The sequence below is a fragment of the Nonomuraea jabiensis genome, assembly GCF_014204795.1.
GTDB lineage: Bacteria > Actinomycetota > Actinomycetes > Streptosporangiales > Streptosporangiaceae > Nonomuraea > Nonomuraea jabiensis.
On record NZ_JACHMB010000001.1, the window covers coordinates 9,513,135 to 9,533,678 of the forward strand.

The following is a 20,544-nucleotide window of genomic DNA, read 5'->3' on the forward strand; positions in this document are numbered from 1 at the left end:
GCCTGGTAAGAGGCGCTGATGGAGCAGTTCCACAAGGGCGATGCCTCGGGCATTGGTTCTACGAGTGTGAGTCGGCCCCACCTACGCGTCGGCCCGGTGTCTGTCTGGAGGGCAGCCGACCCTGACCATGATCGGCGCGTATCGCCACTGACTGCTCCGCTGTTCCCCGCCTGTCGCTTGGCGGGAGCATCTACGACCCTGGCGACCCCATGTCGAAGATGCTCTTCAACGCCGGCCGTATTCGCCGAGTTCGAAGCCGACCTGCTGAAGATGCGCACCCGCGAGGGTATGGCCATCGCCTGCTCCCGCGGCAAGCTCAAAGGCAAGCAGCCCAAGCTCACCACCCGCCAGCAAGCCGAACTGGCGGATGCACACCAGCGGCAACTACGCCATCGCCGGCCTCATAAAGGTCTTCTCGAGTTTCATGTGCTCCCCACGGCGACGCTCTGCTAGCTAGGCGACGGTGGGGATTGACGCTCGCGGGCGGTTCCATGATGCTTTCCGATCCCACGTGCTCGCGCGGATGCTCTCGAACACCAGCCCGGCCTGCGCCCAATCCTGTTTGCCGCCCGCATAGACGCGCACGTCGGCGTACACGAGCCGGACGAACGCCGCAGCGGCGATCTTCGAGCGGTTGCAATACGGGCCCGAACAGTAGACCACCACCGGGGCGGCCCGATCGGGCGCCACCCGCTCGGCCAGTTCGGCCGACACCTGATCTGGCACATTGCGCGCGCCGGGCAGGTGCTCGGCGGCGAAGTCCGGCGGATACGACTTCATCGCCACGTGGAACTCCTTGTCTCCGGATCTCCATCATCCGGTACTCAAGGTGTCCACACATCGGGGGCAGGGCCCGACGAACCGCATGCCATCAATGGCCGCGACCAGGCCGCCGCCCAGTGCCTGGGCGAAGCCGATCCCGGCCTGCTTGGCGATCAGGTGCGGGTTGGCCGCGCCGTAGTTGTCGGCGCGCAGGTAGGTATGGTCGACGTAGCCGAGCCGGTGCCGCTCCAGCGCGGGCACGCCCTTGACGGCGATCGGCCCGTAGGTGATGTTCAGCGCCTGGGCGGTCAGGCACGCCGCCGCCGAGATGTCCAGGTTGTCCAGGTGCGGGCCGGTGCCGGCGATCGAGGTGAAGGCTTCCATGAACTTCGGGCACCAGCCCAGCACCTCCACGACCGCCTCGGAGATGTCCACCCGCGGCATCGTCGCCTCCACCCGCTTGCGCAGGTCAATCAGCGACGGCGGCTCATCGATCGCCTTCACGCTCGCCACATGGATCTTGCCGTCGTCGTCGATGGTGACGGAGGTATTAGCGGCCAGCCCGGCCCGCACCACCCGGTAGGCGCGATCCAGCCGCTCGGCATGCTCGGCCAGCAGTCCGGCGGGGTCTTCGGGCAGGCCCAGGTCGGTCAGCACGCTGTCCTTGACCGCCGCCCAGACCGCACCCTTCAGCAACTGCGCGTCCGGGTCGCGCCACCGGCTGGAGGCAGGCGAGTGGATCTCGCGGCGTTTGAGGTGGCGGTGGAACTGCTCCAGCACGCAGAACACGTACGCGTTGCGGTCGACCAGGTTGTCGGTGCGGGCCGGATGGCCGAACACCAGCCGCTTCCACGGACCTGTCACCACCAGCGGGGCGATCAGCCGCAGCGGCAGCACCGTGACCGGATGGTGGCGCGAGCGGTAGGCCAGCGCGTCCGGCAGGGCTTGTATGGCGGTCAGCACCTGCCGGCCTTCGGCGTTGGCCTCAAACGCGATCACCGCGGTCAGCAGCTTCACGAACCCCGACACGGTGGCGTACTTGCTCGCCATCTCCGCCCGCCAGCCGCCGTCGTCCTCGGCGTCCGGCGGCGGCACCAGCCCGGTCACGGTGGCCACCGCCGAGCGCAGCTGAGCGCGCGGCACGACCGCGTCGATCATCTCCCACACCTCGAACAACCGCACATCCTCACTCCACCCCTCGGCCTCCAGCAGCACCTCCACCGCCTGCGCCAGCCAGGCCGAGGCCTTGGCCAGCCGGGGATGCTTGATGACCTTCTGCTTGTCGGCTTCCCGCTGCGCCTTGCCGAGCAGCTCGGTCACCATGAGCAGGTCCAGCAGCTCCAGCGTGTCGTCGATGGTCTTGGTCTCCAGCCGCTGCGCGGTGGCCAGCAGCGTGGCCAGGCGCCGCGAGGCGGGATGCTTCTTCAGCTGGGAGGAATGGGCGGTCAGGCCGTAGCGGGCCAGCTCGTCCACGCGCCGCTGCGGCACTGCGGCGTCCAGCTCCAGCCGTCCCAGTTCGGTGCCGCCGATCTCGGCCACCAGATCCAGCGACTTGACGATCTGCGGCCCGGACGACTTCGACGGGCCGGTCCGCCAGCGCTCCAGATCCGAGACCTTCTTCCCCGGCGGCACCTCCAGCAGTAAGTCCAGCACCGCCCGCTGCTGCGCGCTGAGCAGCGCAGCCAGGGTGTCATGCAGCTCCCGCGTGGCGCGTTCCCGCTCTCGCGCCACCAGCCGGGTCAGCGTGCTGATCCCAGGCAACAGCACGTCGTTCTGCCGCAGCCAGCGCACCGCGTACTGGAACAACGCGGTCGGGCCGTCGCCGATGTTCCACGCGCGCGCCCGCACCTTGCCCGCCAGTTCGGCCTCGGCCGAGGCGAAGTCCTCCAGCCCGAACGCCTTGGCGATCTCCCAGGTGTGCTCCAGCCGCGTCTTGTCCCGCTCGGTGTGACGCTTCACGCAGGACGGATCCTCGATTCCCAGCTGCGCGGCGACGACATCCAGGACCTCATTCGGCACCTCCAGCGGATCAGCCAGAAAGCACCCCAGATAGCGAACGGTCACGAGCTGGAGGGCGAAGCCGCATCGGATGTGCCGGCCACGATGCCCCTTGATGAGGGCCATGTCCTCGTTGTCAAGGAAGAAAATCTTCTCCATCTCGGCCCGGGAGGGCGGGCCGTCGTAACGGCCGTACTTCGCCGCTTCTGAGTCACTCAGGAAGTCGACAGGCATGCACGCAATGTATGACCCGTGATACACAGCGTCATCAGAGCGATACAATCGTTACCAAGTGCTACTTAGCGTCACACGACGTAGATCAAAGTCGCGCTGTGAGATCGACCGGAATCCGGCGCGAGCCGCCTCTGCAAGCGGGAGACGACAGGGCCCGCTGACCAGCGGAACCCCGTTAACGCCGGATTCCGTTCCAAATCTCTCTGCCCCCCGAAACCCGTGTCATTGACCACCCACGCCACCGGCTCCACGACCTCGATGGCCCGGCGGGCCGGCCTGGCCCGCACCGCCCAGGTGTCCCACCCCGAGCCGCTCCGCCATCGGCTGCATCGACTTACGCCGCCCGTCCAGCAACAACCCACGCAGGTACGTCAGACTAGTCCCGGATCTTGGTTCTGCGGGGCAGACGCAGGACGAACGTCGCGCCCCGAGCAGGCTCGCTGCGCACCGCCGCGGACCCGCCGTGCGCCTCGGCGAGCTGCCGCACGATGGCCAGACCCAGTCCACTGCCGCCGGTCTGGCGGCTGCGCGATTTCTCGGCCCGCCAGAACCGGTCGAAGACGTACGGAAGGTGCTCGGGCGCGATGCCCGGCCCGGTGTCGGCCACCTCGATGAGCACGTCGTCGCCGTCGGCGTACGCGCGCAGGCTCACCCGCCCGCCGGGCGGCGTGTGGCGGAGCGCGTTGGTGAGCAGGTTGCCGACCGCCTGCCGCAGCCGTACCGGATCGGCGTCCAGGTACGGGCGGCCGGTCACCTCGACGGTCAGCACCAGCCCGGCGGCCGCGGCGCGGTAGACGGTCGCGATCTGCTCGAGCAGGTCGGCCACGTCGACCGGCTCGGGGTGCAGCCGCAGCTTGCCCGCGTCGGCGAGCGCGAGCTGCTGCAGGTCGTCGATGATGTGTTGCAGCACCATGGCCTCCTCGACCAGCGAGGCGGTGAGCGCCGGGTCCAGCTCGGCCACGCCGTCCTGGGTGGCCTCCAGCCAGCCGCGGATGTTGCTCAGCGGCGTGCGCAGCTCGTGCGACACGTCGCTGACCATCGCCTTGCGCTGCTGCTCCATGCGGTCCAGGTGCTCGGACATCTCGTTGAACGCGGCGCCCAGCTCGCCGACTTCGCCCTTGGCGCGTACCATGACTCGCGCCGAGCCGTCGCCCGCCCGCATCCGCCGGGCTGCGGCGGTCACCGCCCGCATCGGCCGCACCAGCCGGGTGGCGACGAGCACGCTGACCCCGACCGCCAGGACGAGGATCACCGCGGTGGCCCCCGCGAGGTCGTAGGGGTCGATGGCCGGCGTACGGTCCTCGGGCGAGCCGATGTAGAGCAGCGCGGCCGGTGCGACGTACGGCTTCAACTGGGCGCGGCGCGCGGTGGCCAGGCACTCGGCGGCCGATGCCGGAGCGGTCGGCTTGCCGGTCTCGTCCAGCCACACCTCGACCCGGCTTCCGTGGCACTTGCGGACCAGGGCGGCGAGCTGGTTGAGCGCGCGCTTCTCGGTGGTGGTCGGTCCGGGCGTGTTCGGCGAGCACGACGGCGAACCGGGCTGTGACGCCGCGTACGGCACGCTGACGGGCGGGCCCGGGCGTTCGGTGTCCGGTGCCGGGGTGGCAGGACCGCCCTCGCGGCGGAGGTAGGGACGGCCGCCGGGCCCGACGGCGACCGTGGCGCGCCAGCCCTCGTGGCGCAGGCACGCCGCCTGCGCGTCGACCTCCTCGCGCAGCCGTGCCCGTTCGGGCCCCGGCAGAAGGAACGGCCCGACCGCGCGCGCGTCGATCCGGTCGGTGGCCGTCCCGGGCACCAGCGAGACGTCGACGGCGAGGGGGTCGACGACGGCCGAGGCGCGTGCGGACAGCGGCGGCCGGCCGGTCGCCGAGTCCGCGATCAGGGCGCCGCCCTCGGTCGCCAGCGCGACCCGCTGGCCGCGCTGACGGGCCAGCCCGCGCACGGTCTCCTCGACGCCGTCCCACCGCGGGTGGCTCGCCGCGTAGCCGAGCAGCGCGTCGTTGACGCGGGCGTCGCGGGCGAGCGTCTGGCCCTGCTGATGCCGGATCTCGCCGGACGTGCTGCGCGCCGCCAGCCACGCGGTCGCCACGATCGAGCACACCGCGATCAGGACCGAGCTGGCGATCAGCCGTACGAGGAGACTATGGCGCATGGTCGCTGACCAGCTTGTACCCGACGCCGTAGACCGTGCGCAGCCGGACCGGCCGCTGCGGCTGCGGCTCGATCTTCTTGCGCAGGTTCTTCACGTGCACGTCGACCGTGCGCTCGGTGATGAAGCGGTCGAAGCCGTGCAGGTGCTCCAGAAGCTGTGCCCGGGTGAAGACTCGCTCCGGCCACGCGGCCAGCGCCTCCAGGAGGCGGAACTCCGCGGGCGTGCACTCGACCTCGCGCCCGTCCGCGAGCACCGTATGCCGCTCGAGATCCACCGTGAGGCCGCCGACCCGGTACACCCCCTCGCCGCGCCCCCGCCCGGCCCGCCGCAGCAGCGTGCGCACCCGGGCCATCAGCTCGCGCGGGCTGTAGGGCTTGGTGAGGTAGTCGTCGGCGCCGAGATCGAGGCCGAGCAGCAGGTCGTCCTCCGTCGAGCGGGCGGTCACCATCAGCACCAGCACGTCGGACTCGGCGCGCAGCACGCGGCACACGTCGAGGCCGTCGACGCCCGGCATCATCACGTCGAGCAGGACGAGGTCGGGGCGGCGAACGCGAGCCTCGTCGATCGCGGCCCGCCCGTCGTGGACGACGGCCACGGAGTGCCCCTCGCGCTGGAGATAGCGGCGCAGCAGCTCCGCCTGTTTGGGGTCGTCCTCCGCAACCAGGACATTCGCGCACATAGCCTCCGAGCGTAGGCGACCCGTGACCGGCACCACGGGATCATCACATCGGCCTCACAGGTTCTTCACTTTTCTCGGCCAGCATCTTGCGACATGCGCCACGTCAAGATCTACACCGGCGCCCTGCTCGCCGCCGGCCTGATCGCCGGGACCGCCGCTTGCGGCTCGTCGAGCGGTGGCACCTCAGGATCCGGCCCGTCCAAGACCGCCCAACCGGCGGCCGCCGGCGAACAACAGCAGCGGCAGGGCGGTGCGGAGATAGCGACCGTACGCGGCCGCCAGATCGCCGTGCACAGGCGCAAGGGCGACGGCGCGGCCTGGAAGACGCTGTCCAGCCCCAACGAGATGGGTGCCACCCGGGTGTTCCTGGTCGACGCCAGGGACGGCGACTGGCTCAAGGTGCTGCTGCCGGTCCGGCCCAACGGCAGCACCGGCTGGGTCAAGGCGTCCGACGTCAAGCTGACGTCGACGACCCGCCGAGTGGAGATAGCCCCGAAGGTGTTCACGTTCACCGTCTTCGACGGCGACAAGGTGCTGCGCACCGGCAAGGTCGCCACCGGCGAGGGCGGCACACCTACGCCGGCCGGCCGCTTCTACTTCACCGAGCTGGTCCAGCCGCCGAACCCCAACGGCGCCTACGGCGCCTACGCCTTCGGGCTGAGCGGCTTCTCTCCGACGCTGCAGACGTTCGCCGGCGGCCCCGGGCAGCTCGCCGTGCACGGCACGAACCAGGCGTCGGCGCTGGGCAGCAAGGTCAGCCACGGCTGCGTGCGGGTCAGCAACGACGACATCACCTGGATGGCCAAGAACCTGGCGATCGGCACGCCTGTCGTCGTCAAGGAATGAAGCAGCAACGAAAGGACCATCGATGCGACTGACGTCCCTCACGGTAGCCGTCACGCTGGGCACCGGCCTGGCCTGCACCGCTCTGACCTTCACGGGTCTGGCCGCCGCCGAGGCCACCACGCCCAAGCCGACCTCCTCGCCGGGGCACCTGAGCCCGAGCCACCCTGGCGACAACTCGCCGACCGCCGAGCCGCCCGGCAAGGCCATCCCCAAGATGCCGAACTACACCGGCTGACCCAGACCACGGGCCCGCATGCCTCCCGTCGTGCGGGCCCGTACCGCAGCGGTCCGTGCCGGAGCACGAGCCCCGGCCTCGATAGATGATCACGAAAAGGAGAAGGCGTGACTGATGACCAAGGATGGGACCGGCGTTCGCTGTTGCGGAGCGCGGCCATGATGGCCGGTGCCGCCGCGACCACGCCCTTGTTAGGCAAGGCGGCGGCAGCGCGGGCCGGTGGCACCGACGCGGACGCGTTGTACAAGGCGGGCAAGTTCGAGCAGGCCGGCCGGGCGTATGAGGAGATCCTGAAGAAAGACCCTGCGAACCTGCACGCGGCCCGCCGGCGCGGCTATATCGGGCTGCTGGGCAACAAGTTCCCCGACGCTGAAAAGTACCTCAACATGGCCCTCAAACTGGCGCCCGAGGACAAGGAAACCAACTACTACCTGGGCGACTGCTACATCCGGCAGGACAAATACTCCCTCGCCGCACCACGCTGGCAGGCGGCCGGCGAGGACGCCTACGCCAAATGGTTCGCGGCAGTCCGCGGCGAGGCGTATCAGATCCACGGCGACATCGGCCGGGTGAAATTTGCGCAGATGGACCCGGAGCCGCTGGTGGAGGCCTCGGTCAACGGCGGCCCGGTGAAGCGCTTCGTGTTCTACACCGGCGCCCCGTATCTGAGCATGCGCGCGTCGGTGGCCAAGGAGGCCGGGCTGAGCCCCGTCGCCAGCCAGAAGCTCGACTTCGAGGGCGGCACCATATGGGCGTACTACGGGATACTGGACTCCTTCAAGCTCGGCGGCATCGAACTGCGCAACGTCCCCGTGAGCTGGTCGGCGACGGAGTCGGGCGACGATGTCGACACCGACAACGACGGCCTGATCGGCACGTGGGTCTTCTACCACTTGCTGACCACCTTCGACTACGCGGGCCGGCAGCTTGTCCTGCGTCGCCGCACCCCCGAGGCGGCCGGCAAGGTACGCGCCGACGCCGCCCGGGCGGGCGCCAAGCCGCTGCCGATGTGGCTGGCCCGTGAGCAATATCTGGGCACGACGGGCAGCTTCGCCGGCGCCACCGGCTCCCGTACAGGGCCGGTGGGCGTGAACTTCGGTGGCGTCGGCGAGATCGCCGCGGGCATGGCCGGGGAAACGGCCGAGCAGCTGGGGGTCCGCGTCGACTACGACCGCCAGATCGGGACATTCGCCCAAAGTCACCCAGCCGTCGCCTACCCCTGCTACCCGAAGGAGATCCGCATCGGCGACGCCGTCGCCAAGGAGGTCTATTGCTACACGAACCCAAACGCACAGATCAACGTGCCCTGGCCCTATGGAGATGGGGTCGACGGGATGGGCTGGTTCTCCCACTGCTTCTGGAAGCCCTATAACATCACCGTCGACTTCACCGACATGAAGCTCTACATCGCCCGCGGCAAGGCCGCCTGATCACCGAACCCGCACGGGCGTCACCTGGAGGTGACGGCTCCGGCGGTCGAGGGGGAAGGCGAGCCACACGCTCTTCCCCCCTCACCTGGTGCCGCGCCTAGGAGTGTCCCGGCCGTCTCGGGGGCGGGGTGGATGGCCTGCCGCACGACGCCGGACGCCTCAGTGGCGCCCGTCACCATCTCCGTCACCGCGCTCCCCGTCACCGCGGTCGCCGTCACGCCGCTCATCATCGGCGTCGTCGGCACGCCCATCCTCGGCCCTGTCATCAGCCCTGTCATCAGCCCTGTCGCCGGTGTGCGCGCCGGGCGGCTGCGTTTCGGCGCTTCGGCCAGGGCGCGAACGGCGGGGCCGGCTTCGTTCTGCGCCTGCCGCTGAGTGCTCCGGCCGAGCAGACCGGTCCGCAGCCGCAGCCGCAGGCGGCGCGGCAGGCCGCCCCGCCGAACCCGGGCGCATGACCGCACGCCGCAACCCGGGCCTACCTCCTCAGTACGCACAGCTCGCGCCAGGCGCGGCCGCTGCCCTGGGCAGCCTCATCGCGGACCGCTGACAGGCGAAGAAGTCGTAGGTCGTTACCGCTGATTTCTGCCCTCAAGACATGATCTGTAGCAGGCGTGGGCGACGGTTCAGCTCTGGCGGGCCAGCCAGGTGGTGGGGCGGCGGCGGATCTGGTCGATGGAGGTGAGTGCCGCGCCGATGACAGCCGCGTCAGGGCCGAGCAGGGTGGGGCGGACGGTGACCGGTGACCAGGAGGCGGTCACCACTCGTCGGTCGATCTCGGCGCGTACCGAGTCGATCAGCCACGACGACAGCAGCGCGAAACTGCCGCCGAGCAGGACGGTGCCGACGTCGAGCACGTTGACCGCGCCGGACAGCGCGATGCCGAGCGCGCTCCCGGCCCGGTCGAGCGCGGCCAGGGCGGCGGGGTCGGCGGCCTCGGCGCGGGTGGTGATGACGGAGTCGGGGTTGATCCCCTCGAAAATGCCACCGGCTCCTCCGGGGGCGTCTGTCCGGTTGGTTGCTCCTGGCAGCGCGCCGAGGATGGCGCCGGTGCTGGCGTAGGTTTCCAGGCAGCCGCGCGACCCGCAGGCACACGCGGCGCCCTCCGACTCGACGGTCACGTGCCCCAGCTCGCCGCTCCAGCCACGCGCTCCCCGCATCAGGGTGCCGTCCAGTACGATCCCGGCGCCGATGCCGAGTCCTCCCGACACGTACAGGAAACTCCCGAGGGGGTCGCCCCCGGCATACAGTTCGCCCAGCGCGGCCAGGTTGGCCTCGTTGTCCACCGCGCACGGCACGCCCAGGTCGGCCAGGAACGTTCCGGCGTCGACGTCGCGCCAGCCCAGCGCGGGCGCGATGCGTACCATCCCGCCGTCGACCGGTCCGGGTACGGCCAGCGTCGCGGTGACCACGGTCAGCTCCTTGGCCATGACCGCCTCGATCGCCTCGCGCCCCATACGGGTCAGTTCGCCCAGCACCGCGCCGGCATCACGCCCGGTGTACGGCATGGGCGCGAACGTCAGGTGCCGTACCGTGCCGGTGAGGTCCACGACGCAGGCGGCCAGCCCGTCGGCGCGGATGTCCAGGCCCAGCCCGGCGGGTCCCCGGTCGGACAGGGTCAGGCCCACCCGGGGACGGCCCGCGCGGCCGTTGTGGGTGACACCCTTCTCGGTGATCAGCCTCCCGGCGAGGAGTTCCTCGGCGATGCGGGTGATCGTGGGCCGGGTCAGCCCGGTCGCGGTGGCCAGTTCGGTGCGCGAGATCGGGCTGTCCGCGCCGAGGATGCGCTGGAAGACCACCTCAAGGTTGAGATCGCGCAGATCCTCCTGCCGGACAGCGCTGTCGGGCGGCCGCGGCCCGTTCTGCCGGAAGGCGGCCGTCATGCCACCGGCAGCGAGTGGAAGCCCGGTGCGCCGCCGACCACCGGCCGATCCGCCGCAGGGAGCCCGCGCTCCGCCATGCCGTCGGCCGCTGCGGGGAGCCCATGATCCGCCACTGCCGGGAGCCCGCCCTCGGCCACGCCGTCGGCCGCTGCGGGGAGCCCGTGGTCCGCCACGTCGTCGGACGCCGCGCCGCGTCCGATTTCCGCTACGAGTTTGGCCGCCGAATCGGCGTTCAGCGCGCCGTCGGCGATCAGGGCCACCACGTGGCGAGCGATCTCCTCGCCCGGCTGCAGCACCAGGGGCGCGTTCCAGGCCACGCTCGAACCCACCCCGAGGTAGTCGCGGGCCCGCACGAACCAGCGGTCGCGGGCGGTGTCGGCGTCACCGGGCGCGAACACCATCGTCCAGTCGGCCACCGCCACCGCCACCCACTCGGCGCGGTGCCCGTGCACCGGCTCGACACCCGTCCCCGCCGGGCTCAGCACCGTTGCTCCCGACACCGCCGGGCCGCGCCAGAAGAAGCCGCCGTACCCCGCGCCCACCCGCCCGTTGGCCGCCGGGCTGCGTACCTCCAGCGGCCGGTCAGTGACATTGGCCAGCCTGCTGCGTACCGACAGCGACCACACGCTGCCCGATACCTGCTCGCAGCCGATCACGCGCCGCTCGCGCAGCAGCATCCGCTCGTCCGGGCCGAGCCAGCGCAGGCTGTGCGCCAGCTCGCCGCCGCCGCGCCGCTCCCAGCGCTCGTGCCGCTGGGAGCCGTGGTTGTCCAGCCAGGCCGGGCCATGGCCGGAGACGAAGGTGCGCCCGCCCCAGAAGTTGACCCCGTGGATGTCGGGGTAGGCCACGCCGATGCCGAACTGGTGCGGGTGCGAGACCGGGACCGCGTCGGTGACGGTACGGCCGGCCAGCGTGCGCACCGGATGAAGGAACGGACGCGGCGAGCTGGAGGCGGGCGCCTCCGGCTGCCAGACGTAGACGGCCACCTCACGCCCGCCGAGCCGCAACGCTTCCGCCGACATCTCGCCGCCTTCTGGTGCTGGGGAGTTCTGAGGGTGGCCCTCGGGCGATGCCGCCATGAGTACGGCAGGCGTCATCACGCGGACATGCCCGGGATCGGCTCGAGCTCGTCCAGCCGTACGGCGCGGCCGGTGCGCAACGACTCGTTGCCCGCCACCCCGACCAGCACGCTGGCCGCTCCATCGGCGAACCCGGCCTGGCGGCGCAGCGGGTCACCAGAGGGGCCGCGGAAGACGTCGCGCAGCAACATCGCGTCCCCGCCGCCGTGGCCGCCGGCCCGGTCGGGGATGGGAATCTCGACGGCGGGTTCCCAGTGCCGCTGCAGCAACAGCCGCGAACCGCGGGGACGGTGCCCGCTGTCGGCGGGGCCGCTCCCGGAGCCCTCGCGTTCGGCACTCGGGTCGAGCCCCTCCGAGCCGGGCTCGCCCTCGCGGTGGCCGGCCGGGCCGGGCTCGCGGTGGGCGGCCGGGCCGCGGGCCGTGCCGGAATCCGGGTTGGCCGTGGCCGCGCCGATGGTCGCCGAGGCGTCCATCCCGGAGACATGGGGCCGTTCCACCACGTCGAGCTCGATCCGCCCCGCCGTACCGTTGATCGCGACCCGGTAGCCCTCCCACGGACAGTGCGCATGCAGGCTGTACGACATGGACGCCCCGCCCTGGAAGCCGACGACGACGTTGAGGTTGTCCTCGATGGTGATGCCGTCGGAGAAGACGTCGCGGTCGCGGATGTAGCCGTCGAGGTGCTCGCCGGCGCGGTACAGCTCGCGGAGCTTCTCGTCGGAGGCCAGGTCCAGGGTGAACGGGTCGCCCGCGACCGGCCCCCGCTCCGGCCGCGGTCCCAGGCCGCGCCGCGCGGCGTTGGCCGGGCCGTAGAAGTGCAGCCCGCCGCGGGCGAAGACCACCTCGGGCCGGTCATCCAGCCACCAGTTGACCAGGTCGAAGTGGTGGGTGGCCTTGTGCACCAGCAGCCCGCCGGAGACGGCCTTGTCGCGGTGCCAGCGGCGGAAGTAGTCGGCGCCGTGCACGGTGTCCAGGCACCACTCGAAGGTGACCGAGGTGACGTCGCCGATCTCGCCGTCGGCGATCAGCTGCCGGATGAGACTGTTGCGCGGTGAATACCGGTAGTTGAACGTGACCGTCAGCTCCGCCGTACCCTCGACCAGAGCCGAGCCGATCTGCCGCAGCCCCTCCAGGTCGGTGGTCATGGGCTTCTCCACGACCACGTCCACGCCCGCGCGCAGCGCGCGGCTGACGTAGCCGGCGTGCGTGGAGTCGGGGGAGGTGACCACCACCACGTCCGACCCCTTCAGCACCCGGTCGTAGTCGTCAGGGGCGTAGTGCGGCAGCGGGGCGCCCGCGACCCGGTCGTAGTAGGCCATGCGCACCTCGTTGGTGTCGCAGAAGGCCACCGGACGGCCGAGGTCGGCGTAGGGGCCGAGCAGCGCGTCCAGGTACATCCGGGCGCGTGAGCCGGTCCCGACGAAGGCGTAGCGTCTCATTTCAGTCCTGTGGTGGCGATGCCCTTGACCAGGTACTTCTGGCCGGCGATGAAGAAGCCGATGACCGGGGCGAGGGAGACGAACGACATGGCGAACATCTGGCCCCACTGGGACTGGCCCTCGGAGTCGATGAACTGCCGCAGCGCCAGCGGGACGGTGTACAGCTCCTGCTCGGTCAGGTAGAGCAGCGGGCTGAAGAACTCGTTCCACGTCGAGATGAACGTGAAGATCGCCGTGGTCGCGAAGGCGGGCTTGCACAGCGGCAGGATGACGCTCCAGAAGATCCGGAACGTGCCCGCGCCGTCGATGCGGGCCGCCTCGTCCAGCTCCTTGGGCAGCGAGCGGATGAACTGCACCATCAGGAAGATGTAGAAGGCGCTGGTGGCCAGGAAGTTGGGGACGATCAGGGGGAAGTAGGTGTTGAGCCAGCCCATCTTGGCGAAGACGATGTACTGCGGCACCAGCAGCACGTGGCCGGGGAGCATCATCGTGCCGAGCGTCAGCGCGAAGAAGAGCTTGCGGCCACGGAAGTTGAGCCGGGCGAAGGCGTACGCGGCCAGCGAGCACGACAGCAGGTTGCCCAGGATGCTCAGCACGACGATGACGACCGAGTTGACCAGGTAGAGGTCGAAGGGGAACTGCAGGGCCGTCCAGCCCTCGGCGTAGTTGGAGAGGTCCCACTCGGCGGGCCAGAGCGACAGGTCCTTGAAGACGATCTCGGTCGGTTTGAGCGAGCTGGACAGCAGCCACAGCAACGGGTAGAGCATGACGATGCTCGCCAGGCAGAGCAGCAGGTGCTTGGTGAAGCGTTTACGGCGGCTGTTGCCGATGCGCTCGATGTAGCTCTCGTCAGTTGTCATAGTGCACCCACCGCTTGGCCATGAGGAAGTTGAGGCCGGTGAACGCCGCGATGATGATCAGCAGCATCCAGGCCATCGCCGAGGCGTAGCCCATGTGGAACTGCTCGAACCCCTGCTTGTACAGGTAGAGGTTGTAGAACATCGTGGAGTTGGCCGGCCCGCCCTTGCCGCCGCTGAAGATGAACCCCTGCGTGAAGGTCTGGAAGGAGGAGATCAGCGACTGGATCAGGTTGAAGAAGATGATCGGGCTGAGCAGCGGCAGCGTGATCTTGCGGAACTGCTGCCACTTGGTCGCCCCGTCGATGGCGGCGGCCTCGTAGTACATCGCCGGGATCTGCTTCAGGCCGGCCAGGAAGATCACCATGGGGGAGCCGAACGTCCAGATGTGCAGGATGATCAGCGTCGTGAGGGCGTAGTCGGGGTCGGAGGTCCATCCGATCTTCTCGATGCCGAAGAAGCCGAGGAAGGCGTTGACGATGCCGTTCAGGCCGAAGATGTAGCGCCACAGCAGCACCAGCGCCACGCTGCCGCCCAGCAGCGAGGGCAGGTAGAAGATCGCCCGGTAGACCGGCAGGCCCCGTACGCCCCGGTTGAGGAGCATGGCGACGCCCAGCGCGGCGGCCAGCGAGAGGGGCACCGAGACGAAGGTGTAGACGAACGTGACCTTGACCGACTGCCACCAGGTCTCGTCGGAGAACATCTCGGCGAAGTTCTCCAGGCCGATCCAGTTCGGGACGTTCAGCAGGTTGTAGTCGGTGAAGGCCAGGTAGAGCGAGGCGAAGAACGGGATGATCGTGAAGGCCATCCCGATGAACCAGGGCAGGATGAACAGGTAGCCTGACCGGTCCTGAGGGGGTTTCGCCGCCTTGGGTGGCGAGACCGGCGCCCCGGCCACGGCCGGATCCTTCACAGGCGCGAGCGTCACTGCGACAGGGCCTTCGTCGCCGCCTCGATCACCTTCTTGGCGGCCTCGGCCGGGGTCAGCCGCCCGTGCTCGACCTCGGGGGCGACCGCGGTGAGCTCGTCCTGGATGCCGCTGGCGCCCTTGGGGTACGGCGGGACGGCGACCAGCGTCTGCTTCTGCAGGCCGATCAGGTAGTCGGTGGCCACCTGGTCGTCCTTCTCCATCGTCGGCTTGATCGCGTCGGCGACGACGGTGCTGGCGGGGACGCCGCGGGTGGTGCCCATGGCCTTGTTGGCCTCCACGTCGTTGATGAGGAAGTTGAGCAGCTGCAGCGCCTCCTTCGGGTGCTTGGAGGAGGCCGCGATCGACCACAGCGCCGGGGTGCCGATGTTCGTGCCGCGCCGCTTGGCGGTGGCCTCGCCGGGGATGCCCAGCAGCACCAGGTTGCCGCCGGAGACCTTGTTGTAGCCGAGGAGGCCGTTGCTCGGGATGATCTGCGAGGCGACGGAGCCCTTGGCGATGTAGGACTGGTCGGGCGAGGAGCCGGTCGTCTCGACGAATCCGGCGGGCGGGAAGCCGCCCTCCTTGCGCATGTCCTCGAACATCTGGAACCACGCGGTGAGCGTGGCCTCGCTGACGCCGAACTTGCCGTCGGCGGTGAAGAGGTCCTCGCCCTGCTGGGAGACGTAGACGACCAGGTTGGCCAGGGTCGCCGGGTCCACCAGGGTGCCGTAGACCTTCTTGCCGCTCTTGTCGGTGACCTCCTTGGCGAACTTGGCCAGGTCCTGCCAGGTCCAGGTGGCGCCGTCGGGGATGGTCACGCCGTACTGGTCGGTGATCGTCTTGTTGACGATGAAGCCGATCGCGTTGAGCCCCGAGGGGATGCCGTAGACGGCGTCGCCGACCTTGGTGAGGTTGACCGCGGCCTGGCTGAGGTTGGCGGTGTCCACGATCCCCGGGTGGTCGTTGAGGTTGAGCAGCGACTTGCGGTCGGCGTACTCCCGCAGGCTGTCCATCCGCATCATCATCAGGTCCGGCGGGTTGCCGGCGGCGAAGCGCGTGGCGAGCTTGTCCTTGTACGGGCCGCTGTCCTGGTACTCGGTCTTGATGGTGATGCCCGGGTTGGCCTTCATGAACAGGTCGAGCGCGGCCTGGGTCTTCTGGGCGCGGAAGGCGTCGCCCCACCAGACCATGTTCAGCTGGATCTTGCCGGAGGCCGCCTCGCTGCCGCCGCCACCGAAACCACGTCCGCAGGCGGCCACGGCAAGACCGAGCCCGGTCAGACCGGCGGTCCGCAGCATGTCTCTTCTGGAAATCATCAGTCGTCCAGCCCTTCGCACGGGGGGTTGCCAGGAGGCTACGGCGAGGTTTCGGGTTACGTCAATTGGTGAAACAAATATTAAGGAAAGCCATTGACGGTAATTCCGGGGCCTTCCTACAGTGAGGGCACCTCGCCCCCGGACCGCCGCGGCGGGGGCCTCCCTCAGGAAAGCGAACCCCCGTGACCCTTGCGCGTCATGCCGCCGTGGCGGCTGCCACCCTGACCCTGCTCGCCACCACCGCGACTGCCACCGCGACCCCGGCCTCAGCCGCGGGCCACGTGGGCGGCGGCTACCACATCGTCAACGCCGGGACCGGCCGGTGCCTGGACATCAAGCTCCGGGAACGGCCCTGCCGCGGCCAGGACGCCGACCTCCGCCTGCAGGCCGCGGCGGGCGGCCAGGTCCGCCTGGTCAACGGCGCCAACCGCAGCTCCGCCGAGGTCGCCCTGGCCTACGCGGGCGACGGCAAGTACCGGATCGCCGGCCGGCTCTGGACGTTCCGCCCGGTGGGCGGGCCGCGCCGCTGGTCCGACCAGGCCGACGGCTTCGCCGCCGGCACCACCGGGGGCCAGGGCGGCCAGGTCGTCACCGTGACCACCCAGGAGGAGCTGAACGCCTACGTCACGGCCGCCGAGCCGTACGTCATCAAGGTCGCCGGGACGATCGAGATCAGCCCGAAGGGCACCGAGCTCAAGGTGGCCTCCAACAAGACCATCGTCGGGGTCGGCACGGCAGGCGAGATCGTCGGCGGCGGCTTCTTCCTCGGCGCGACGACGAGCAACGTGATCATCCGGAACCTGACGATCCGCGACACCCTCATGCCCGAGGACGACCCGGACGACAAGGACTTCGACTACGACGCCATCCAGATCGACTCCGCGACGAAGGTCTGGATCGACCACAACCGGCTCGCCCGGATGAACGACGGCCTGCTCGACAGCCGCAAGGACGCCACCGACATCACGGTGTCGTGGAACCAGTTCCTGGAGAACAACAAGACCCTCGGCATCGGCTGGACGGCCAACCTGATCACGCGGATGACCCTCCACCACAACTGGTTCGCCCGCACCAACCAGCGCAACCCCAGCGGCGGCAACCTGCTCAACATGCACATGTACAGCAACTACCTGCAGGACATCAGGTCGTACGGCAACTGGGCGCGTGGCGAGACCAGGGCCGTGATCGAGCACAGCCTCTTCCACAACGTGGCCGACCCCTACTTCGTCGACCCCGCCGGCGAGCTGGTCCAGCGGGGCAACGTCGTCACCGGCACGAGCTCCTGGCGCGACGGCCTCATCAAGGAGCAGGGGACCGCCTTCGACCCGACGGCCTTCTACTCCTACACCATCGACCCCGCCACCGCCCTTCCCGAGGTGCTGGCCGCCTTCTCCGGCCCGCAGGACTCGATCGGCAGGTAAGGCCGGGCAGCGGACTTCATGGAGGACAGATGAGAAAGACCAGCCGCTGGATCATCCTTGCCGCCGCCGCGTTGGTGCTGCCGGCCGGCGTCGTGGCCGCCACGATGTCACCGGCCACCGCCACGCAACGGTCGACGGTGGCCGCCGACGGCAGCGGGATGTACACCACCGTCCAGGCCGCCATCGACGCCGTGCCGAGCGGCAACACCACCCCGGTCGCCATCACCGTCGCCCCCGGCACCTATCGAGAGATCGTCACGGTGCCGTCGGACAAGCCGTACATCACGCTGCGCGGGCTCGGCCGCTCGCCCGGCGACACCGTCATCGTGAACAACCGCTCCGCCGGAGAGCACGGCACCACGGGCAGCTCGACGATGTTCGTCTACGGCCACGACTTCACCGCCCGCAACCTGACCATCGCCAACGACTTCGACGAGAGCACCGCCACCAGCGGCGGGCAGGCGGTGGCGCTGTACACGCGGGCGGAGCGCGCCGTCTACCGCGACATCCGCGTGCTCGGCGACCAGGACACCCTCTACGCCCGCGCCGGCCGTGCCTACTTCAGGAACTGCTACGTGGAAGGCACCGTCGACTTCATCTTCGGCGCGGCCAGCGCCGTCTTCGACCGCTGCGACATCTACCAGAAGCGGCTCACCGGCGGTCCGATCACGGCGGCGAGCACTCCGGCGGAGAGCACGTACGGCTTCCTGTTCTACCGGTCGACCATCACCGGCGCCGCTGACAACGTCACCCGACTCGGCCGGCCGTGGTACCCGGACGCGCAGGTGCTGTACCGGGAATCGTGGCTGTCGGCGACCATCGCCACCGCGCAACCGTGGATCGACATGTCCGCGAACTCCTGGACCGCCGCCCGGTTCCTCGAATATCGCAACAGCGGACCCGGGGCTGCCGTCAACGGCAACCGTCCGCAGCTGGCCGATGCCGACGCGCAGGACTACACGCCCCAGAAGTATCTCGCCGGCTCGGACGGCTGGAACCCCTTCGACCTCTGATCCGTACGACGAAGGACCTCCGGCCATGCCCGAGTACCGTAACCCCAGCATCTGCCGGGTCGGCGAGGACTACTACCTGGCCTGCTCCAGCTTCGAGTACTTCCCCGGCGTGCCGATCTTCCACAGCCGGGACCTGGCGCACTGGCAGCAGATCGGCAACGTCCTGGACAGACCGGAGCAACTGGACCTGCCACCGTCGGTACGCGCCTCGGGAGGAATCTGGGCGCCGACCCTCCGCCACCACGACGGCCTGATCTGGATGATCACCAAGAACGTCACCGGGCGGGGCAACTTCCTGGTCACCGCCGAACGCGCCGAAGGCCCGTGGAGCGACCCGATCCGGATCGACCTGCCCGGGATCGATCCGGACCTGGCCTGGGACGCTGACGGCACCTGCTATTGCGCGTTCTCCGGGCTGCAACAGGCGCGCATCGACCCCAAGCGCGGCGTCATCGTGGAAGGACCGTGGCCGGTCTGGTCCGGCACGGGCCTGGCCTGGCCGGAGGGGCCCCACCTGTACCGCCGTGGCGACTGGTGGTACCTGCTGATGTCCGAAGGAGGAACGCACACCGGGCACGGCAGCGTGAGCTTTGACTGGTACGACTACCGACCGATCGAAGGCACCTGACCGCCGTCATCCCAGCCTTCTGACATGGCCAGGCACCTCGGCATCCGGGGTCACGGGGACCGGGGCGGCGAAGGCCGGCCGGGCGGGCACGTGCCCGGTCCATACTCCGGGTAGCGGATCGTCATGCGGAGGCTCGTCGCGTATCTTGATCGAGGCGTGCTCGATGTCGACCCGCCGTCTCCCTGAGGTCCTTCGCACCGGGCGGGCGTACGTCGTGCCAGCGGCCTGGCGTCTGATGCTCGACGAACTCGACGGAACGGCGTGATTCGATTATCGCGCTTGTCGTGACGCCGTCACCACCGCCGCGCTGCTACGCGCGGAAGCCGGACGCGAACCCCACGACCGTTTTGACACCTCCCATGGGTAACCGCTATCTATTAGCCAACCGTTAGGGGGTGGAATGCAAGACGCAGTGCTGGCGATGCTCGCCAAGGAGCCGTCGCACGGATACGACCTGCACGCTCGGCTGCGGCGGAGTCTTGGTCCGCTGGGGGAGTCGATGAACCGAGGTCAGATCTATGTGACGTTGGCCCGGCTGGAGAAGGCGGGGCTCGTGGTCTGTGAACGGGCCGACGGGCTTCCCGAGCGGCCGGAGCGCAAGGTGTACGCGCTGACTCCGGCCGGACAGCAGCGGGTGGCCGCTTGGCTGGCCGAGGTGGGTTGGCCGAAGCCGGATCTGGCGGAGTTTCATCTCAAGCTGGCCGCTGCGGCGGCGGCTCGGCTGGCCGATCCGGTGGAGTTGGTGGGGGCGCAGCGTCGTGAGTTGCTGCGGCGTCTGCGGGAGGCGCAGCGGGCGGCGCTGGCCGAGCCGGCGGGTTCGGGTGCCGGGTTGCTGCTGGAAGGGGTCGTGCTGCGGTTGCAGGCGGATCTGCGCTGGCTGGCGGCCTGTGAGCGGGCCTGGTCCAACGAAGTTGAGGGTGGATGAGCGTGTCAGATGCCGCGGTCCGGGCCTGCGGCCTGGTGAAACTTCATGGTCAGGGGCAGGGCCGCATCCGCGCGGTGGACCAGGTGGACCTGGAGGTGCCTCAGGGGCAGATGCTGGCGGTGATGGGGCCCAGCGGCTGCGGGAAGTCCACCCTGCTGCACCTGCTGGGCGGCTTGGAGCGGCCCACCGGCGGAGAGGTGTGGCTGGCCGGTCGGCGCATCGACACGCTGAGCGAGCGGGCGTTGGCGCGCTTGCGGCGCCGGTCGGTGGGGTTCGTCTTCCAGGGTTTCCATCTGGTGGAGGAGTTGTCGGCGGCCGAGAACGTGGAGTTGCCCGTGCTGCTGGCCGGGCGCTCGCGACGTGAGGCCAGGCGGCGTACAGGCGTGCTGCTGGAACGGGTCGGGCTCACCGGCCGGGCGCGGCATCTGCCGTCGCAGCTGTCGGGTGGTCAGCGTCAGCGGGTGGCCATCGCCCGGGCGCTGGCCAACGACCCGCTGGTCGTCCTGGCTGACGAGCCGACCGGCAACCTCGACACCGCGGCCACCCTCGAGGTGCTGAGGATTTTCGAGGAGTTGCGTTCGGCGGGGCAGACCCTCGTGATCGTCACGCATGACGAGCGGGTGGCGGCCACGGCGGACCGGCTGATCTCGATGCGGGACGGGATGTTCGTCGACGACACCCGGCTGGCCGGCACCGGCACCCGCGGGCTCGGCGGGCTGATCGGGTTGGAGGGCTGAACG

20 protein-coding genes and 1 pseudogene are annotated in these 20,544 nt (G+C 69.8%); 9 read left to right on the forward strand and 12 right to left on the reverse strand.

Annotated features, from left to right (window positions below):
* Nucleotides 1-225: 225 nt before the first annotated feature.
* From HD596_RS43430 to HD596_RS43450, 6 genes and pseudogenes are all read right to left on the reverse strand, one after another.
* Nucleotides 226-384 (reverse strand): hypothetical protein, encoded by a 159-nt coding sequence (locus HD596_RS43430; protein ID WP_185075216.1) that lies wholly within the window; start codon nucleotides 382-384, stop codon nucleotides 226-228.
* A 69-nt stretch (nucleotides 385-453) separates the two neighbouring features.
* Complete coding sequence (locus HD596_RS43435) at nucleotides 454-780, reverse strand: rhodanese-like domain-containing protein (RefSeq protein ID WP_221521093.1); 327 nt, start codon at nucleotides 778-780, stop codon at nucleotides 454-456.
* A gap of 33 nt (nucleotides 781-813) precedes the next feature.
* A complete protein-coding gene (locus HD596_RS43440) occupies nucleotides 814-2,994 on the reverse strand; it encodes a DUF4158 domain-containing protein (RefSeq protein WP_185075218.1) in 2,181 nt (726 codons plus the stop codon).
* Nucleotides 2,995-3,206: 212 nt separating this feature from the next.
* Nucleotides 3,207-3,363, reverse strand: a pseudogene (locus HD596_RS65900) (IS701 family transposase); the annotation flags it as partial.
* A 7-nt stretch (nucleotides 3,364-3,370) separates the two neighbouring features.
* Nucleotides 3,371-5,146, reverse strand: a complete 1,776-nt coding sequence (locus HD596_RS43445) for a sensor histidine kinase (RefSeq protein ID WP_185075219.1) — start codon at nucleotides 5,144-5,146, stop codon at nucleotides 3,371-3,373.
* On the reverse strand, nucleotides 5,136-5,825 hold the full coding sequence (locus tag HD596_RS43450) for a response regulator transcription factor (RefSeq protein WP_185075220.1): 690 nt from the start codon (nucleotides 5,823-5,825) through the stop codon (nucleotides 5,136-5,138). Before HD596_RS43450 ends, HD596_RS43445 begins: the two co-directional genes overlap by 11 nt.
* Before the next feature lie 93 nt (nucleotides 5,826-5,918).
* Between HD596_RS43450 and HD596_RS43455 the strand changes: the two genes are divergently transcribed.
* The 4 genes from HD596_RS43455 to HD596_RS43470 all read left to right on the forward strand — a co-directional run bounded on the left by HD596_RS43455 (nucleotide 5,919) and on the right by HD596_RS43470 (nucleotide 8,711).
* On the forward strand, nucleotides 5,919-6,671 hold the full coding sequence (locus tag HD596_RS43455; RefSeq protein WP_185075221.1) for a L,D-transpeptidase: 753 nt from the start codon (nucleotides 5,919-5,921) through the stop codon (nucleotides 6,669-6,671).
* Nucleotides 6,672-6,693: 22 nt separating this feature from the next.
* Nucleotides 6,694-6,906: a hypothetical protein gene (locus HD596_RS43460; protein WP_185075222.1), complete on the forward strand. Its 213-nt coding sequence runs from the start codon at nucleotides 6,694-6,696 to the stop codon at nucleotides 6,904-6,906.
* A gap of 107 nt (nucleotides 6,907-7,013) precedes the next feature.
* Entirely contained in the window at nucleotides 7,014-8,336 is a 1,323-nt protein-coding gene (locus HD596_RS43465) for a retropepsin-like aspartic protease (protein ID WP_185075223.1), read from the forward strand.
* 132 nt (nucleotides 8,337-8,468) lie between these two features.
* Nucleotides 8,469-8,711 (forward strand): hypothetical protein, encoded by a 243-nt coding sequence (locus tag HD596_RS43470; protein WP_185075224.1) that lies wholly within the window; start codon nucleotides 8,469-8,471, stop codon nucleotides 8,709-8,711.
* A 248-nt stretch (nucleotides 8,712-8,959) separates the two neighbouring features.
* Here the strand turns inward: HD596_RS43470 and HD596_RS43475 are convergent, their stop codons facing one another.
* From HD596_RS43475 to HD596_RS43500, 6 genes are all read right to left on the reverse strand, one after another.
* On the reverse strand, nucleotides 8,960-10,216 hold the full coding sequence (locus tag HD596_RS43475; RefSeq protein WP_185075225.1) for an ROK family transcriptional regulator: 1,257 nt from the start codon (nucleotides 10,214-10,216) through the stop codon (nucleotides 8,960-8,962).
* Nucleotides 10,213-11,238 carry a DUF6807 domain-containing protein gene (locus tag HD596_RS43480; RefSeq protein ID WP_185075226.1) on the reverse strand — a complete coding sequence of 342 codons (1,026 nt, stop codon included), beginning with the start codon at nucleotides 11,236-11,238 and terminating at the stop codon, nucleotides 10,213-10,215. Before HD596_RS43480 ends, HD596_RS43475 begins: the two co-directional genes overlap by 4 nt.
* 74 nt (nucleotides 11,239-11,312) lie before the next feature.
* Nucleotides 11,313-12,734, reverse strand: coding sequence for a Gfo/Idh/MocA family protein (locus tag HD596_RS43485; protein ID WP_185075227.1), 1,422 nt, complete (start codon nucleotides 12,732-12,734; stop codon nucleotides 11,313-11,315).
* Entirely contained in the window at nucleotides 12,731-13,594 is an 864-nt protein-coding gene (locus tag HD596_RS43490) for a carbohydrate ABC transporter permease (RefSeq protein ID WP_185075228.1), read from the reverse strand. Before HD596_RS43490 ends, HD596_RS43485 begins: the two co-directional genes overlap by 4 nt.
* On the reverse strand, nucleotides 13,584-14,504 hold the full coding sequence (locus tag HD596_RS43495) for a carbohydrate ABC transporter permease (protein WP_376776029.1): 921 nt from the start codon (nucleotides 14,502-14,504) through the stop codon (nucleotides 13,584-13,586). Before HD596_RS43495 ends, HD596_RS43490 begins: the two co-directional genes overlap by 11 nt.
* An 11-nt stretch (nucleotides 14,505-14,515) precedes the next feature.
* Nucleotides 14,516-15,817 carry an ABC transporter substrate-binding protein gene (locus tag HD596_RS43500; protein ID WP_185075229.1) on the reverse strand — a complete coding sequence of 434 codons (1,302 nt, stop codon included), beginning with the start codon at nucleotides 15,815-15,817 and terminating at the stop codon, nucleotides 14,516-14,518.
* A gap of 206 nt (nucleotides 15,818-16,023) precedes the next feature.
* Here HD596_RS43500 and HD596_RS43505 point away from each other — a divergent pair, with 206 nt between their 5' ends.
* The 5 genes from HD596_RS43505 (at nucleotide 16,024) to HD596_RS43525 (ending at nucleotide 20,541) form a co-directional block, all read left to right on the forward strand.
* Nucleotides 16,024-17,238, forward strand: a complete 1,215-nt coding sequence (locus HD596_RS43505; RefSeq protein ID WP_221519825.1) for a pectate lyase family protein — start codon at nucleotides 16,024-16,026, stop codon at nucleotides 17,236-17,238.
* Nucleotides 17,239-17,267: 29 nt separating this feature from the next.
* Complete coding sequence (locus HD596_RS43510; protein WP_185075231.1) at nucleotides 17,268-18,251, forward strand: pectinesterase family protein; 984 nt, start codon at nucleotides 17,268-17,270, stop codon at nucleotides 18,249-18,251.
* 25 nt (nucleotides 18,252-18,276) lie between these two features.
* A complete protein-coding gene (locus tag HD596_RS43515) occupies nucleotides 18,277-18,879 on the forward strand; it encodes a family 43 glycosylhydrolase (protein WP_185075232.1) in 603 nt (200 codons plus the stop codon).
* A gap of 400 nt (nucleotides 18,880-19,279) precedes the next feature.
* A complete protein-coding gene (locus tag HD596_RS64210; protein ID WP_185075233.1) occupies nucleotides 19,280-19,804 on the forward strand; it encodes a PadR family transcriptional regulator in 525 nt (174 codons plus the stop codon).
* Nucleotides 19,801-20,541 carry an ABC transporter ATP-binding protein gene (locus tag HD596_RS43525; protein ID WP_185075234.1) on the forward strand — a complete coding sequence of 247 codons (741 nt, stop codon included), beginning with the start codon at nucleotides 19,801-19,803 and terminating at the stop codon, nucleotides 20,539-20,541. Before HD596_RS64210 ends, HD596_RS43525 begins: the two co-directional genes overlap by 4 nt.
* The last annotated feature ends 3 nt before the right edge of the window (nucleotides 20,542-20,544 follow it).